Source organism: Shewanella sp. Isolate11, from assembly GCF_022398315.1.
Lineage (GTDB): Bacteria > Pseudomonadota > Gammaproteobacteria > Enterobacterales > Shewanellaceae > Shewanella.
Map to the genome: position 1 here is coordinate 574,577 of NZ_JAKEVF010000002.1, position 16,464 is coordinate 591,040.

General features: G+C 42.2%; 12 protein-coding genes. 4 read left to right on the forward strand and 8 right to left on the reverse strand.

Going from position 1 to position 16,464, the window contains the following annotated elements; translation table 11 throughout:
* Window positions 1-146: 146 nt before the first annotated feature.
* Both L1D21_RS07800 and L1D21_RS07805 read left to right on the forward strand, forming a co-directional pair.
* On the forward strand, window positions 147-1,253 hold the full coding sequence (locus tag L1D21_RS07800; protein WP_239844672.1) for a phosphoribosylaminoimidazolesuccinocarboxamide synthase: 1,107 nt from the start codon (window positions 147-149) through the stop codon (window positions 1,251-1,253).
* 342 nt (window positions 1,254-1,595) lie between these two features.
* Complete coding sequence (locus L1D21_RS07805) at window positions 1,596-3,734, forward strand: M3 family metallopeptidase (RefSeq protein ID WP_239844673.1); 2,139 nt, start codon at window positions 1,596-1,598, stop codon at window positions 3,732-3,734.
* A 143-nt stretch (window positions 3,735-3,877) separates the two neighbouring features.
* Here the strand turns inward: L1D21_RS07805 and lpxM are convergent, their stop codons facing one another.
* The 4 genes from lpxM to pheS form a co-directional block, all read right to left on the reverse strand.
* Window positions 3,878-4,813: a lauroyl-Kdo(2)-lipid IV(A) myristoyltransferase gene (lpxM, locus tag L1D21_RS07810; RefSeq protein ID WP_239844674.1), complete on the reverse strand. Its 936-nt coding sequence runs from the start codon at window positions 4,811-4,813 to the stop codon at window positions 3,878-3,880.
* Window positions 4,814-4,910: 97 nt separating this feature from the next.
* Complete coding sequence (ihfA, locus tag L1D21_RS07815) at window positions 4,911-5,207, reverse strand: integration host factor subunit alpha (RefSeq protein ID WP_239844675.1); 297 nt, start codon at window positions 5,205-5,207, stop codon at window positions 4,911-4,913.
* A 4-nt stretch (window positions 5,208-5,211) separates the two neighbouring features.
* The gene (gene pheT / locus L1D21_RS07820) at window positions 5,212-7,599 is read right to left on the reverse strand and encodes a phenylalanine--tRNA ligase subunit beta (RefSeq protein ID WP_239844676.1); all 2,388 of its coding nucleotides are present in this window, start codon (window positions 7,597-7,599) and stop codon (window positions 5,212-5,214) included.
* Between the two features lie 15 nt (window positions 7,600-7,614).
* Window positions 7,615-8,598: a phenylalanine--tRNA ligase subunit alpha gene (gene pheS, locus L1D21_RS07825; RefSeq protein WP_239844677.1), complete on the reverse strand. Its 984-nt coding sequence runs from the start codon at window positions 8,596-8,598 to the stop codon at window positions 7,615-7,617.
* A gap of 381 nt (window positions 8,599-8,979) precedes the next feature.
* On the opposite strand from pheS, the gene L1D21_RS07830 reads away from it, so the two are divergent.
* On the forward strand, window positions 8,980-10,482 hold the full coding sequence (locus tag L1D21_RS07830; protein WP_239844678.1) for a methyl-accepting chemotaxis protein: 1,503 nt from the start codon (window positions 8,980-8,982) through the stop codon (window positions 10,480-10,482).
* A gap of 269 nt (window positions 10,483-10,751) precedes the next feature.
* On the forward strand, window positions 10,752-13,340 hold the full coding sequence (locus L1D21_RS07835; RefSeq protein WP_239844679.1) for a PAS domain-containing protein: 2,589 nt from the start codon (window positions 10,752-10,754) through the stop codon (window positions 13,338-13,340).
* Window positions 13,341-13,421: 81 nt separating this feature from the next.
* On the opposite strand, the gene L1D21_RS07840 is transcribed toward L1D21_RS07835, so the two are convergent.
* From L1D21_RS07840 to L1D21_RS07855, 4 genes are all read right to left on the reverse strand, one after another.
* Complete coding sequence (locus tag L1D21_RS07840) at window positions 13,422-14,291, reverse strand: RimK/LysX family protein (protein ID WP_239844680.1); 870 nt, start codon at window positions 14,289-14,291, stop codon at window positions 13,422-13,424.
* 64 nt (window positions 14,292-14,355) lie between these two features.
* Complete coding sequence (locus tag L1D21_RS07845; protein WP_239844681.1) at window positions 14,356-14,730, reverse strand: STAS/SEC14 domain-containing protein; 375 nt, start codon at window positions 14,728-14,730, stop codon at window positions 14,356-14,358.
* 585 nt (window positions 14,731-15,315) lie between these two features.
* Window positions 15,316-15,666: a DUF3802 family protein gene (locus L1D21_RS07850; RefSeq protein ID WP_239844682.1), complete on the reverse strand. Its 351-nt coding sequence runs from the start codon at window positions 15,664-15,666 to the stop codon at window positions 15,316-15,318.
* A 101-nt stretch (window positions 15,667-15,767) separates the two neighbouring features.
* Window positions 15,768-16,343, reverse strand: a complete 576-nt coding sequence (locus L1D21_RS07855; protein ID WP_239844683.1) for a YceI family protein — start codon at window positions 16,341-16,343, stop codon at window positions 15,768-15,770.
* Window positions 16,344-16,464 lie beyond the last annotated feature (121 nt).

Below are 16,464 nucleotides of genomic sequence, written 5' to 3' on the forward strand. Positions count from 1 at the left end.
TAAGTCCCATTAAATGCCCATTGTTTTTTTTTAGAAACACTTTGTTTAATAATAAGTTGTCACTTAAAAGGCTGTTGTAAATTTTAAGTTCTGCTAAAATCCGCCGTAGTTTTCACCCTCTAACATGATGATAAAAACAATACCCTATGAATCAATCAAACAAAGTTTTAGCCGTTAACGATGATCTGCCGATCCGTACCGATAAAGCAGTTCATTCAGGCAAAGTTCGCAGCGTATATTGGTTAACCGCCGAAGACAGTGCCCGTCTTATTGAACAGAAAGGATATGATGTTCCTGCTGATACCCCATTAGCCATCATGGTCATCAGCGATCGTATCTCTGCGTTCGATTGTATTTGGCAAGGTGAAAATGGCTTAAATGGTGTACCAGGTAAAGGTGCGGCTTTGAATGCTATCTCTAGCCATTGGTTCAAGCTTTTCAAAGAGAAAGGTTTAGCCGATAGCCATATTCTTGATGTACCCCACCCATTCGTGTGGATCGTACAGAAAGCACAACCGGTTATGGTTGAGGCAATTGCGAGACAATATATCACTGGCTCAATGTGGCGCGCATACAGCAAAGGCGAACGTGACTTCTGCGGTATTACCTTGCCTGAAGGCCTAGAAAAAGATCAAAAGTTAGATGAAGTGTTAATCACTCCATCGACCAAAGGGGTTTTAACTGGTCTGGAAGGTGTGCCTGAAGCCGATGATGTAAACGTGTCTCGTGCCGACCTTGAACGTCACTTAGAAGGTTTTAATTTCCATAATGCAAGTGACATCGATCTGTACGAAAAGCTGCTTAAAGAAGGCTTTAACGTGATCAGCGAAGCACTTGAAGCACAAGACCAGATCTTCGTCGATACTAAGTTCGAGTTTGGTTATGTAAAAGATGCCAATGGCCAAGAGAAACTGATCTATATGGATGAAGTGGGTACGCCTGATTCATCTCGTATTTGGGATGGTGAAGCTCGTCGTAACGGTAAAATCATCGAGAAGTCGAAAGAAGGCTTTAGACAATGGCTACTAAACCACTTCCCAGATCCCGATATTCTGCTGAACAAAGAACGTATGCCTGAGCGTTTTGCACTGGCACGTGACAACCAACTTCCTACTGAAGTAATGATGGAAATCTCAAATACTTATGTAGGTATTGCAGAAACCATTATTGGTGAGAAATTGACTCTCAGTGAAAATCCACGTCAAGAAGTGATCGATATTCTACGCGATGAGTACCAACTTATTGTTGGATAAATCCTCGCAAGGCTAAATAAAGAACCGCAAACCGATAACGTTTGCGGTTTTTTTATTTAAGCCACTCGCTAAATCGCTATTCAATCTTAAGCCCAAATTATTATCTCACTTAATCATTGCCAGATATTAATACCGTTAATTGGGCTTCAATATTCGAATTTGCCAATTATCATGTTTCATTTGGAGGATTTGCCACAAGATAAACAATTATTAATTGAAACTTAAAATTACTAATTGATGTAAGTCACATTCGCTTGGTAAGGTATGGCGTCAATCATCGGTTTACTACGACTGTAATAAAGCTAAACAAAAAATACAGCGTATAACCACAAGGGAGAATCCATGCGTAAGTCTATTATCACCACGGCTGTTTTAGCCGGCCTAGCCCTTTCAGGCTGTTCTGAAGCCCCTACTACTCAACAACAACAACCCGCTCAAACCGCAGAAGTTAGTAAAGCAAATACCAGTAGCAACGTGCTATTGCATAAAAGCCCTCTGCAAGATCAAGCTCCTGAGTTTGATAAAATCACTTTTGCAGATTACGCGCCAGCATTTAGCCAAGGTATCAGTGAACATGACGCCGATATTGCGAAAATTGTCAGCAACAAAGAAGCTGCTACTTTTGACAATACCATAGTCGCGATGGAAAAAGCCGGTACACTCTTAAGCCGCGTATCTAAGACTTTCTTTAACATTGCCAGCGTTAACTCAACCGATGAAGTGCAAGCATTACAAGCTAAACTCGCACCACAGCTTTCTGATCATTGGGATAATATTTTCCTTAATGCCGATCTTTTTGCTCGTGTAGAAACCATCTATCAAGCACGTGAGTCACTTAATGCTGCCGACCAGCGCTTGGTGGAATTCTATTATCAAGCTTTCGTTCGCGCTGGTGCCAAATTATCCGATACCGATAAGCAAAAGATGCGTGAACTCAATGGTCAATTAGCCAGCTTAACCACAGAGTTTTCCAATAACGTCTTAGGCTCCTTCAAAAATGAAGTGATTATTGTTGAAGATAAAGCCCAACTTGATGGTCTATCCGATGCTGAAATAGCAACCTTGGCTCAAGCCGCCAAAGATGCTGGTAAAACGGGTTATCTCATTACCTTGGTAAACACTACGCGCCAGCCTTTACTATCTCAATTAAACAACCGTGAATTACGTAAGCGTATCTGGGAAACCTCAGCCAATCGTGCCGTTGAAGCTAATGGCCCGAACATCATCAAGCAATCTCACCTGCATGCAGAAAAAGCAGCACTGTTAGGTTTTGATTCTTGGGCGGCTTATACCGTTGCCAATCAAATGGCTAAAAAACCAAGTGCAGTTTATGAAATCCTCGATGATCTGGCGCCTAAAGCAGTGGCAAAAGCCAAGCAGGAGGCGGCTGATATTCAAGCTGAAATCACCAAATCAGGTGAAACATTTAAACTGGAACCTTGGGACTGGGCTTATTACGCCGAGAAAGTGCGTAAAGAGAAGTACGACCTAGATCAGAGCTTAGTCACACCTTATTTCGAGTTTAACCGTGTACTCAATGACGGCATGTTCTTTGCGATGAATAAGCTTTACGGCATCACAGTTAAACCACGTAAAGATCTTCCAGTTTGGAACCCTGACGTATTAGCTTTTGAAGTATTTAATAAAGATGATACTTCTGTGGGTATTTTCTACCTCGATCCTTATGCTCGAGAAGGTAAAAACGGTGGCGCTTGGATGGACGAATTTGTCACTCAAAGCGGACTATTAGGCACTAAACCAGTGGTTTATAACGCGCTTAATATTCCAAAACCGGCTACAGGCCCTACCCTAATGACATTTGATGAAGTGACAACCATGTTCCATGAATTTGGTCATGCAGTTCACGGTCTGTTCTCTGATGTTAAATACCCAAGCTTAGCCGGTACTGCGACCGCTCGAGATTTCGTCGAGTTCCCATCCCAAGTTAACGAAGACTGGGCTATCGATCCTCTCGTGTTGGAGCATTATGCTAAACATTACCAAACTGGCGAGCCCATTCCTGCAGAGCTACTCAGCAAGGTGCTAGCGGCGAGCAAGTTCGGTCAAGGATTTGATACTACTGAATATTTAGCTGCTGCACTACTGGATATGGAATGGCACTCTATCGGTGTTGATACTAAGGTCGAAGATATTGAGAAGTTTGAACATCAAGCCTTGGCTAAACACGGTATAGACTTTACTCCTGTACCCCCACGCTACAAATCAGCTTACTTTAGCCATGCCTTTGCCGGTGGATACTCTGCGGGTTATTACGCTTACCTTTGGACAGAAGTGTTCGCAGCCGATGCATTCGACTTTATGCGTCATCATGGCGGCTTATCCCTAAGTAACGGTAATAACTTCCGTAATAACGTGCTCTCAAAAGGTAACAGTGAAGATCTGATGCAAGATTACATCAACTTCACAGGCAAGAAACCCTCTGTTGATGCGCTTCTTCGTCGTCGTGGACTCGTCGACTAATTTAACAAGCGCCAAGTTTACAAGCGGTTAGATAGTCAACTAAGCGCTGGACAGTTAGCATAAAAAAGCGGTGACCTTTGGGTCACCGCTTTATTTTCTGTTCACACTTAATTTAATTAATCCGTTATAGCTTAGCGCTATACTTAATAAATTGAAGGCTCGCCGGGTGGACGTGTACGTAGTAATTTTAAGAACCACATGTACTGTTCAGGATACGCTGAGATCACCTGCTCCACTACACGATTAAGAGCCAAAGCCTCATTTTCTTTCCCCTGCATCTCCTCAGGAGCAATAGCTGGCATCACTGTAAGTTTGTATTTGCGGCGCAGTTGATCGTAACCAATTTTAACCGGTAACACTTGAGCATTCCCGGCAGTGGAAAGCCTCCCGACCACAGGGATTGTCGCCTTAACCGTTGAGAAAAATGGTGCAAATACACTTTTATCAGGGCCAAGATCTTCATCCGGCAAATAGAAAAAACTATTACCTTGTTTAAGTTCGGCAAGCAAAGCACGGATCCCCGCCTCACGCATGTATACATTTCCGCCTCGAGAGCTGCGCATGACGTTGTTGAACCAATCAAATAACTTATTGCGATGAGCCTTTGCCATGGTCACCATAGGCAACTCAATATTTAACCTCAAACCTGCATATTCAATTCCCCAAACATGGGGCATGATAAAAATGACTGGCTGACCCGCATCACGAGCTTGTTGTACATGTTCAAAACCCTCAAGCTCGACTCGTTGACGTAAGTTTTCTGTTGAACGTACTAACAGCTCTGATTGTGCCAACAAGATCATCACAAAGTTTTCGATGTTATCTTGAAGAATCTGCTCAATATCTGCATCAGACTTTTCGGGAAAACAGGTGGTTAAATTAACTCGTGCGACTCTCAGAGGTTTAGTGGCGATTTTCTTGACTAATTTCGCCAATAATCGCGCAATGGGATCCCTAAGCCAGGCTGGCATTAAGCCAAATATCACTAAAATTCCGATTGCCAACCAAGTCAGCCAGTATTTTGGATGTAGTAGTTCAGCCTTAAAACGGCGATCAAAATATTTTGGTTTACGAGACAAGTAGTTAAACCTCAAACTTGCTAAGAATAAAAAATACTATGTGATAAAAACAGAAAAAGCCACTCAAAGAGTGGCCTTAATCAGATATCGAGAAACACTATTTACCTGCGTTTTCCTTTTCAACTCGACTCTTTAGTTTCTGACCTGGACGGAAAGTCACCACTCGGCGAGCAGAAATGGGGATATCCTCGCCTGTTTTAGGGTTTCTTCCCGGTCTTTGATTTTTGTCCCTTAGGTCAAAGTTGCCAAAGCCAGATAACTTGACCTGCTCACCGTTTTCGAGTGCTTGACGAATTTCTTCGAAAAATGCCTCAACCATCTCTTTAGCCACTCGCTTATTAATTCCAAGCGTTTCAAAAAGATGTTCTGCCATTTCGGCTTTGGTAAGTGCCATACTTTTATTCCCTCAACAATGCGTTGAACTCTGACTTAAGTTCAGAAACTACCTTATCAACCATCTCAGCAATTTCTTTCTCTTCAAGTGTACGAGTGTTGTCTTGTAGTGTAAGTGCTATCGCCAGACTCTTTTTACCTGGTTCAACACCTTTACCCTGATATACATCGAACAAGTTTAAGCCAACCAACTGATTTTCGCCAACTTTTCTTATCAAATTTAGCACATTTCCTGCTGACACCGATTCATCGACTAGGATAGCGATATCCCTACGGTTAGCTGGAAACTTAGACACAGTCTGGGCTTGAGGTAAATTTGCATGTAATAGCGCATCTAATTCAAGCTCAAAAACAATTGTTTTTCCATTCAATCCAAATGGCTTTTCAAGGCTTGGATGAACGGCACCAATCACACCTATTACACGATCATTTCTTAATATTTCAGCACATTGCCCAGGATGAAGCGCTGGATGCGATGCTGATTTAAAAGTAAATTCATCATCGGAAACTGTCAAGCCGATAATTGCTTCTAGGTCACCTTTCAGATCGAAAAAGTCAACGGTTTTTGACTCCATAGACCAATGTTCATCATTTTGGTTACCCGAGATAACCGCACCTAGCATAGCCTGTTGACGAACTTGAGATTCTGCTGCTTCATCAGGCACAAAGCGTAAACCGGTTTCAAATAAACGGACGCGATTTTGCTGACGGCTCTGGTTATAGCCCACTGCGGTCAATAATCCCGTAAAAGTCGATAAACGCATAGCCGACATCTCTACCGAAATAGGGTTAGGTAGAATCATCGCCGCTTCACCAGGATGTACCAACTCTTGCAGTTTAGGATCAACAAAACTGTAGGTAACAGCCTCTTGGAAACCGCGCGCGACTAACATAGCGCGAACACGTTTAAGGCTGATATCAGACTCTTTATGATCGGGCATACTTAACGCGGCAACCGGTGCGGTATTCGGGATATTGTTGTAACCATAAATACGCGCAACTTCTTCAATCAAGTCTTCTTCGATAGCCATGTCGAAACGGTACGTAGCCGTGGTTACATTCCAGCAGCCCTCGCCCACTTCAACCTTAAAGCCTAGACGTTCTAAAATCTCAGTGACATCGTTATCACCGATATGATGACCTAACACTCTATCAAGCTTGCTGCGGCGCAATGTAATGTTAACTGGCTGAGGTAGATGTTGATCTGATTTAGATTCAACCACAGGACCAGCCTCACCGCCACAAATATCAAGCACTAAACGGGTAGCACGGTCAATAACCTTGTGTTGCAGCTGTGGATCGACACCACGTTCAAAACGGTGTGATGAGTCTGTGTGTAAACCTAAACGACGAGATTTACCCATAATGGCCAGAGGAGCAAAGAAGGCACACTCAAGCATAATATCTTTGGTCGCCGAGGTTACGCCTGATGCTTCGCCACCAAACACACCGGCTAGAGCTAAGGCTTTTTGCTGATCGGCAATGACTAGCGTATCAGCAGGAACAGTGATCTCATTGCCATCGAGCAGAGTTAACTTCTCTTCGCCATTACCTAAACGAATGGTGATATCGCCTTCCAGCATCGCCAAGTCGAAAGCATGCATTGGCTGACCGAATTCAATCAATACATAGTTAGTGATATCGACGATTGGATCGATAGAACGAATACCACTACGACGTAGCTTTTCCTGCATCCAAAGTGGAGTTTCGGCAGCCACATCAACATTTTTAACCACACGACCCAAATAACGAGGACAAGACTCAGGCGCCTGATTATCAATGACAACACGAGTATCGATCGTCGCCGATACTGCTTGCCATGTTGGCTCTGTTACTGCTTGACGGTTAAGAACACCGACTTCACGAGCTAAACCAGCCATACCTAAACAGTCGGCACGGTTAGCGGTCAAATCCACATCGATAATCGCATCATCAAGATCTAAGTATTCGCGGACGCTTTGACCAATAGGGGCATCCAACGGAAGCTCAATAATACCATCGCTTTCAATATCGATGCCTAGCTCACCATAGGAACACAACATACCAAACGAAGGTTGACCACGAAGTTTGGCTTTCTTAATTTTAAAGTCACCCGGTAACACAGCGCCAACCATAGCCACCGCAACTCTTAAGCCTTGACGACAGTTAGGTGCACCACAAACGATATCGATAAGTTCGTCTTCACCGACATTAATTTTGGTTACACGTAGCTTGTCAGCATCTGGGTGTTGGCCACATTCAACGACTTCACCGACGATAACACCACTAAATTCTGCAGCAACGCCATCCACAGCATCAACTTCAAGACCTGCCATGGTGATCTGATGTGAAAGTTCGTCACGGGTGACACTTGGGTTAACCCATTCACGAAGCCAAGATTCACTAAATTTCATTTTTTACTCGCTCCGTTATTTGAATTGCTTTAGAAAACGCAGATCGTTTTCGAAGAATGAACGCAGATCGTTAACGCCATATCGCAACATAGATAGACGTTCAACCCCCATACCAAAGGCAAAGCCTTGGTATTTTTCAGGATCGATCCCGACGCTACGCAGTACATTTGGATGTACCATGCCGCAACCCAACACTTCTAACCACTTACCATTTTTACCCATCACGTCCACTTCTGCAGAAGGTTCTGTAAACGGGAAATAGGAAGGACGGAAACGTACTTGTAAGTCTTCTTCGAAGAAGTTACGCAGGAAATCATGCAAGATCCCTTTCAGTTCTGCGAAGTTAACATTTTCATCGACCAACAAACCTTCTACCTGATGAAACATTGGTGTATGGGTCTGATCGTAATCATTACGGTAAACACGACCAGGAGAGATGATACGCAGTGGCGGCTTTTCAGTTTCCATGGTACGGATCTGCACGCCTGAGGTTTGCGTACGCAGCATCACCTTAGGATTGAAATAGAAAGTATCATGATCGGCACGAGCTGGATGATGCTCAGAAATATTTAACGCATCGAAGTTATGGAAATCATCTTCAATCTCAGGACCTTGCTTAACACTAAACCCTAGTTCACCAAAGAAGGTTTCGATACGTTCGATAGTGCGTGTAACTGGGTGTAAGCCACCGTTATCGATGCGGCGACCAGGCAAAGTAACATCAATACTTTCTGCAGCAAGCTTAGCAGTCAGTTCAAGTGCTTTTAGCCCTTCAATACGCTCAGAAAGTTTTTGCTGTACCGCTTGTTTCGCTTGGTTGACGGCTTGACCAAAGGCAGGCTTCTCTTCTGCACTTAGTTTTCCCATCATCTTCATCATGTCGGTGATTTTACCTTTCTTCCCTAGGTAATCGACACGAAGTTCGTCGAGGGCTTTCAGATCCTCTGTCCCTTCGATTGCCTGCAAGGCCTGCTCTACGATTTCTGTTAACTGTGACATCATCTCTTCCAGTGCGCCTGCCCCAAGATAGGAGCTAAGACTTTCTATAGGCTAACTATTCATCTTTCGAAAATAGAAAAAGAGACAAATTTTACGTGACCCTAAGGCATTTGACTAGGGCTTATTTGTTATTTTTCAAGCGAAATCTGCTAGAAAACCGACTCGATTAAAAATAGCACATCCATATGTGTGTGATATTAGGAGGCTGACAAAAATTTCATTATTTTACACTTAAAATGAGCTCACAAGATTTAGCGAGTATCCCTGATAAATAAATGCACAAATAACCAACTAACAGGCGTTTTAAGCTAAATATCAGCTTAAGTCGCTCAAGCTCAGGCCGATAAACAAATATCTTAGGAGAGGCAGTAGAGAGTTGCGATGAGAGAAGTGAAGTTTCGTTGGATAGACCAATATCTTATCCATATGACATTAAAAACAAAATTTACTATATTAGCTGTGATCCCCATCATTACTTTAGTGGGGTTATCATTTATCTTATATAGCCAGTTTAATGACCAACTAATCAATAGCCATAAACAGACTTCGCTAGATGAAGCACAAAAAATGGCTCAAATACTTCAATTAAGCCTTGAGTATGTACCCGCTGCCCAACAAACCGACTATCAAAATGCCTTGATCGTACAAGGTATAGTGAGCCCCAAACAAAGCCTGTCTAATGTCGCATTAAAAGCTGTACAACAAGGCGGCCAAACACTAAAGGAAAATGGCTCGCTAATAAGTTATAGCAAAGCCACCCCACAGGGACTGGTTGCTATCACTAATGTTAATAATCTTGATCAAGTCCTTAATTCTGCCAAAGTGTATGTTATTACCAGCTTACTGCTGTTAATTTTGGTGATCTTAATTAGCAGCTATTACATCTCCACTTTTGTCGGTGGTGCCCTCTATACCAGCGTAATGGCACTTAAACGTGCCGCCGATGGTGATCTCACTGGACGTTTGAAATTTTTCCAAGTCAAAGATGAATTCAGCATCTTGGCTGTGAGTATCGATACTTTAGTGGAAAGGCAGCACAAACTGGTGATGCAGATGACCCAGGCCAGTTCACAAATTCGAACTGTAGTTCAAAGCTTTAGACAAACTGCGCAGGAAGGTCAAAGCCTAGCGGCAGAGCAAAGACAACACTTAGACTCGCTAGCAACTGCGATGGAAGAGATGACCGCCGCAGTGAAAGAAGTGGCACGTAACGCAGAGCAATCTTCACAAGAAACCCAAGAAGCTAACCAACAGGTTGATGCAGGCTCACGAGATATCGCCACGACCGTCAATGCTATCGGAGAGTTATCAAACGAAATAAACGATGCATCACAAGCAGTTGATACATTGAACGACAACGCTTCAAAGATTGATGAAGTGGTAACGACCATTAACGCTATTTCAGAGCAAACCAACCTACTTGCCCTGAATGCAGCTATCGAAGCCGCACGAGCTGGCGAACAGGGACGAGGCTTTGCTGTCGTTGCTGACGAAGTGCGAACACTAGCTGGACGAACGCAAGCAGCCACTGTCGAAATTAAGTCAATGATTGAAGCGCTTCAAACCGGTGCTCAGGCCTTGACTCAAGTAATGAAACGCACCGTAGAAAAAGCCAACGAAGGTAAACGCCATGTACTTGATACTGGTGACGACCTTAAAGCGATTGCTAATCATAGCGAAAAAGTCTTTGAAATGAGTGTGTTGATTGCCACATCAGCCGATGAACAATCCGCGGTCGCTAATGAGATAGCTAGCAATTTGATGGAGATTCGCAATCAGTCACACGATGTGGAGCTATCCGCCAATCAATCCGTATCAGGCTGTGATGAGCTGCATACCACGGCTGAGCAATTAGATAAGCTACTAATTGGCTTGAAAGTTTAGCGCACCTCAAACAAATCCAAATAAAATGCCAGTTGATGCAAGTCAACTGGCATTTTTGTATCCAATTAGCATCGAACAGCTCCTTCGATCAATTGATTAACTAACGGTTCAGACTAACTGAAACTTAACCCAGCTTTGGCCCAACAAAGTGCAAAAACAAATAATGATCATAAAAAACAATTAAGAAGTTCAATCAATGCTAGTTTTAACTTTAAAGAATATGATTTAACCTTGATTAATCGAATGAGGAAAGGGAGTGCCCAAGGAAAATGGTAACTGTAGACAAAAATAAGGCGTCAGTCGCGCAAACACATTGGAAAAACAGCCTTACTTTTAAATTTACTATTATCCAAATTATTGTGGCGACCTTGATCATAGCCTCTAGTATCTGGTTGCTTTTTTCTACCGAAAAAAAACACCATATGGAAACTCAACTGTCTCTGAGCCAAACCTACGCCCATTCAGTGATTGAACAGTTGCAAAATGTTGTTGCTAAAATCGATACATTGGCCAACGCCATCAGTATTGTTGGCGAAACTTATAAAGATCAGCCACAAGTCATAAAACAGCTTGTCCCCTCTCTACTCACCGTTGAAGGCACTGATAAGTTAATTGCGGGCGGTGGCATTTGGCCTGAGCCGAAAGTGTTTTTTGAGAATCAACAAGGTAGCAGTTTATTCTGGGCCAGAAATGACACTGGCCAATATGAACAGGTTGATGGATACAACAACATCGAGGGAGCGGGATATCACCAAGAAGATTGGTATCGGCCAATCAAGTATTTTCAAAATGCCCATATTAATTGGTCCGAGTCATATGTAGACCCTTACACGAAAGAGTTAATGGTAACCGCTTCGGTGCCGATGCGTTCGGAGCATAACTTTATTGGCGTAGCGACTGTTGATATTTCACTTTCAGGATTAGATAAGCACTTTACCTTTTCCGATCAAAACCCTTTATCCAAAGGCTACATTTTAGCCCTCGACGCTTATAACAACTTGTTATCCGATCCTTTCGATGAGCTTGGCAGCCAAACACCATTTTTGGGTAAGCCACTACAAGAGTTACTCAAACGTTTCCCGGTATTGCATCCAATAGAAAATGCGATTAATGAGTTGGACGATCGCTTTTATCAACAAGCCATTGAGCACCCAGCATACCGCTCTGAGCAGTTACAAACTTTATTGCAACACACGCCACCGCAGCAACAAAAGCGTTTAACGGCGTTAATTAACTCGGCGCTACAGTCAAAAACCACCAAACAAGATGTTGTCACATTAGAGCTGCCATCCAGCCCACTATTTGACGAGCCGGTATTGGTGTCTATTTTGACCATGGCGCAAACACAATGGAAAATCATTTTAGTTACGCCAGTCTCAAGCCTGTCACAACAAGCCAACTCGATAGCGATAAAAATTGGTAGCTTTTTGCTACTGTCACAACTGCTGGCATTAATCATCCTGTTCAGCTTTCAGCATAAACTGTTTATTCGCCCTATTTATCAGATTGTTTCCGCCTTACAGAGTGGCAATATTGGTAAATTAGAACTCGACGCTAACCATCGACAAGACGAAGTCGGTCAGCTGGCTAAGGCCTTTATTTCTCGTAGTAATCAGCTTGAAATCGCCTACGCTAGCCTAGATGCCAGCAACTTAGCTTTAGAACAACAACTGGAAATGCAACGTCTAGCCCAATCTGAACTAGAAACCAAGCGGGAATTAATCAACTCTTTGCTCAATGCCTCGCAAAATATTATCTGTATTAAAGACACCGATGGAAAGTACACCTTAGTCAACGATAAGTTTTGTGAAATTTTAGGCATAGAACGTGAACGCATATTAGGGGCAAAAGACAGCAATATATTTCCGATACACGTAGCTAAAATGATAGCCAATCAAGATCGATTAATTAAAGAGTCTGATAATGCTCACAGCTTTGAGCAACCTATGCCGACGGTTCATGGCGAACGAGTGTTTTTAATCACCAAGTACCCAATAAAAGATGCCGACGGAAATACCATTGGCCTAGGAGCCATGGCCGTTGATGTCAGTAGTTTAAAAGAGAAACAAGCCGAGCAAGAACAATCTATTCAATCACTCACGGCAAAATTGGTCACATTAGAAAAATGGTTAGAGAAAGCAAAACAGCAAGCCAGTAATAGCACTGCAGAAGCGAAACCGCAGCCACAGTTAGCCGCTGGTACCATTGAACTTACTCATCAAAAATTAATGCTGCAGATGATAAATCAGTTAAATAAACAACAATTGGCAGCATTGGAAAATCTATTTACTGTGCTACAAACCGATCCGAGTTTAAATCATCCCCTATTAAGTGAAAAACTCACTGAACAGATTGATATTTTACGCCGTAGCCAACCATTGATAAAAAGCACACAACAGAGTAAGGCCATCATCCTTGAGCAATATTTACAAGATCTACTCACCGTTCTCGCACCACACTTTAAAAGTAAGGCGATCACTTGTTCTGTCGACTGTCCGAAACAGATAGCGATCACCCTCCCGGCATGGCAATTATTTACCCTGTGTTATCAATTAATTAATAACACGGTGTTTCATGCGTTTACCGAAGAAGTCACCGAAAATAAAGATAAGCAATTACAGATTAAAGTTGAGCAACAGCAAAACTTGTTGAAGATCCGTGTTACCGATAATGGTGTCGGGATGACCTCAGCGCTCCTAGAGGCCATTGATAAGCAATTAGATGAGCAAAGTGGATATGGCACCTTAGCCGAAATAAATCGTTGGTTAAAAGCGGAGTTTCAAGGGACTGTATCTATTGACTCTAAGATTAATCAATTTACCACAATTGAGTGTCAGCTCAATATCAGCAACAGTTAATCGCTTAGCCATTAACCATTAGTTAAAACAGTTAAAACCTATGATGAGGAGCATGACTCCTCATCATAGTCGCTCGACTAACTACAGCGATACATCCACTAAATAATGCCCTTGTAGCCAGTTGCGGCCGATAAGAAATTTATTGGTCATTTTGGAACGGTCTCGCAAGTTCACTTTGACCTTATATTCCTTACCCTGCTCACCCACATTAAGCTCAACCATGTAGCGTATCTCACTGCCTTGAGCATTGCGGATCAATGAGGTTTCAACGATTCGCGCATGCACTCTCTGTGACTCACCCTTCTCATTTTCAGTGGTAAAAGAGAGCATTTTACCGACATTTTTCTCCATATCCTTGTCACCATCGGCCACTTTTAAGTCGATAGCATGTAATGAATTTTCCACCGCACCACTGTCGATACGAGTGTTATAAATCAAACCCGTCTCAACGATACTAATAGGCGCTAAAGGGCCAATGACGTTTTTTTCAGAGACATCAACAATATACTTGTCTTTCAACCAATTTCGTCCAATCAGCAACTTATAATCCATGTGTTCACGCTCACGCAGATTAACGTTAACTTGTCGTTCTTTGCCCGCAAAGCCTACATGCAGTGCCACCATATATCGGGTTTCAGTGCCTTGAGAATTACTTACAGTTGAGGTTTTAACAATCTTTGCGCTTAAGCGTTTTTTCTCACCTTTATTATTCTCGGTACTAAACCAGAGGGTCTTGCCAACATTATCTTTCATCTTTTTGGCGCTGCCGCCTTCGATCTCTAAATCAAACCCATTTAAAGAAGTATTACCAGCACCGGTATCAATTCTCGCCTCAAAATTGAGACCTGCTTCAGCAACCCTCATATCTGCTGTCGGACCGATAATCGCTTTCTCATCTGCGCTAGCCGATGTCACAATAAAAATGGCACATAACATAATTCTTTTAAGCATTTAAAACCTCGAGCAATCAATTAAAAAGCCGACAAAAGTCGGCTCACTCCATATTAGGTATTTACTAGACAGTGTCGGCTTCGGTTAACCAATGCAGAGCCTGGGGTAAGTGTTCTTTAGAAAAAATCTGCACAGGACACGGCGCCATACACGCCAACAATTTAGCCATATTAGTGATCCATTCACTGTCGCTGATAATGGCAACTCTAGAAAAATCAGTCAAATGAAAAAGTCCTAATTTGGCATCATCCCACAGGGTTTCCACCGAAATGCCTTCAAATTGATCACTAAATTCATACCAAAGCTTAATGGTTGAATGATCTTTTAGCTTAGATTCAATCTCAGGAACCAATTTTTGTTGATAGTCATCACTACTGAGCACACCACGAGCCTTAATAGCGACCACATCATGCTCAAACCCTTCTAGCAGCTCTATCATAATCACTCCTTATTAATACCCATTGCAGTAATTATATGATCATTCTTGCTAGTTAAAATCGCCGATAACCGTGTTGTAAATTTTGTGATTAGAATAAATAGTTACTGCAAGTTACGCCTTGTTCTCGACAATTTTTTCTGCGCCCTTTTCTGTTACAAACGGGCTGATCACTCATTTACTTTGATTGGTATAACTTATCTAATTGTAGTTAATAAACAAATTGATAGACGAATAACATAAACAAAGCTCCACAGCAGAGACAATGAACTAAATCCATATTAGCTCTAGGACGCGTATTAATTCGGCGATAGTGACGAACAAATTGCACTGCTAACCAAACAAGAATAAAAGGCACGAAGGGTAATGAAATGACAAATGGAATGAAGCCCCAACCAAAACCGGTAGCATTCATGCTAAACAATTGAAACACATTCCAAAATAAAAAGAGTACAGCGTAGATAATAAAGTGCTGTTTATTAGGATAACTCGATAACATTCACTATCTCTGCTGCGGATTTAGTACCAGATTAAGGACTATTACTTATGTTAACAACTGCAGAGTTGTAACTATCTGTTAGAAAGTTTTTACTTGGTAAGTAAAGCAATTTGTTGATCAAACAAGTTTTTAATCAAACCTGAAAAATCACTGATAAAAATACTTTGCTCCACAGAAGCCTTATGATCGGCGACTTTAGCGAGGATCTCTTCTAAGTCATACACTATGGCATCTATCTCTCGTATCACCATGTTACGCTCAGAGAAAGTTAACCTAGGGTTTTGACCACACACCATGATGATTTGTGCGGCTAGCTGTTCTTCAAATAGCTCCATAATGGTGTGATCATTGTCGGCCATATTCTCTGACGCCTCAAACAAGCCTAAATGCTCTGTGAGATATTGTATTAAGTGTATATATCCGTCTGTATCTGTGACCATCTATCGTCTACTAGCCCTTATCGTATGAGCATGGGATACCATGCTCATCGTTTATTGTTATCGCTATGCTGACCTATTAAGAATGAGATTTTCAACCTGAATCATTTACTTAAGGTTAAAACAAATGAAACAGGTACCGCCTTACTAATTTCACTTAATCCAGCCAACTCACGGAGTTTCTCAACACCATCACTCAAACCAAAGTCGGCTGCATTCAAAATAATCGGATACTCACTGGTGACCATCAATTTATCTTGAGCCAACTTGGCTACACGCACATTAACCATCAACTTCTTGCTCGTACCATGTAAATCGAGCTCAGCGTCTAACGCGACAGATTCTGTGCCACCGATAGCCAATTTATCGACCATTTTTGCATCGACTTTAGCGGTTAATTTAACCGAAGGGTATTTCTCAACTTCAAATAAGATCTCTTTCATGCGAGTATCGCGGATCTCAACGTTAGTCATCACGCTTGTCAGCGGAATAGACAGAGAAAATGCCCCTTTATCGTCGAGTTTACCGGCAACTTCGGTAAATTTATGTACCTCGGCAATATCACCTTTCTTCACCGAGATAAAATTAACTATCGAATCTTGATTACTGACCTGCCAATCTGCCGCAACAACATTGCTGCTTAATACTGCCAAACCTAAGCCTAATAATAGTGTTTTCATCTTGCTCTCCTGCTCGTGAATGTGAGTCCATTGATGTGATAAAAACCTCAGGGTTGTCTATCCATTAATGAATATTGCAATTCATAATAGCCTAATATTCAATAGATTGATCTATAAATCA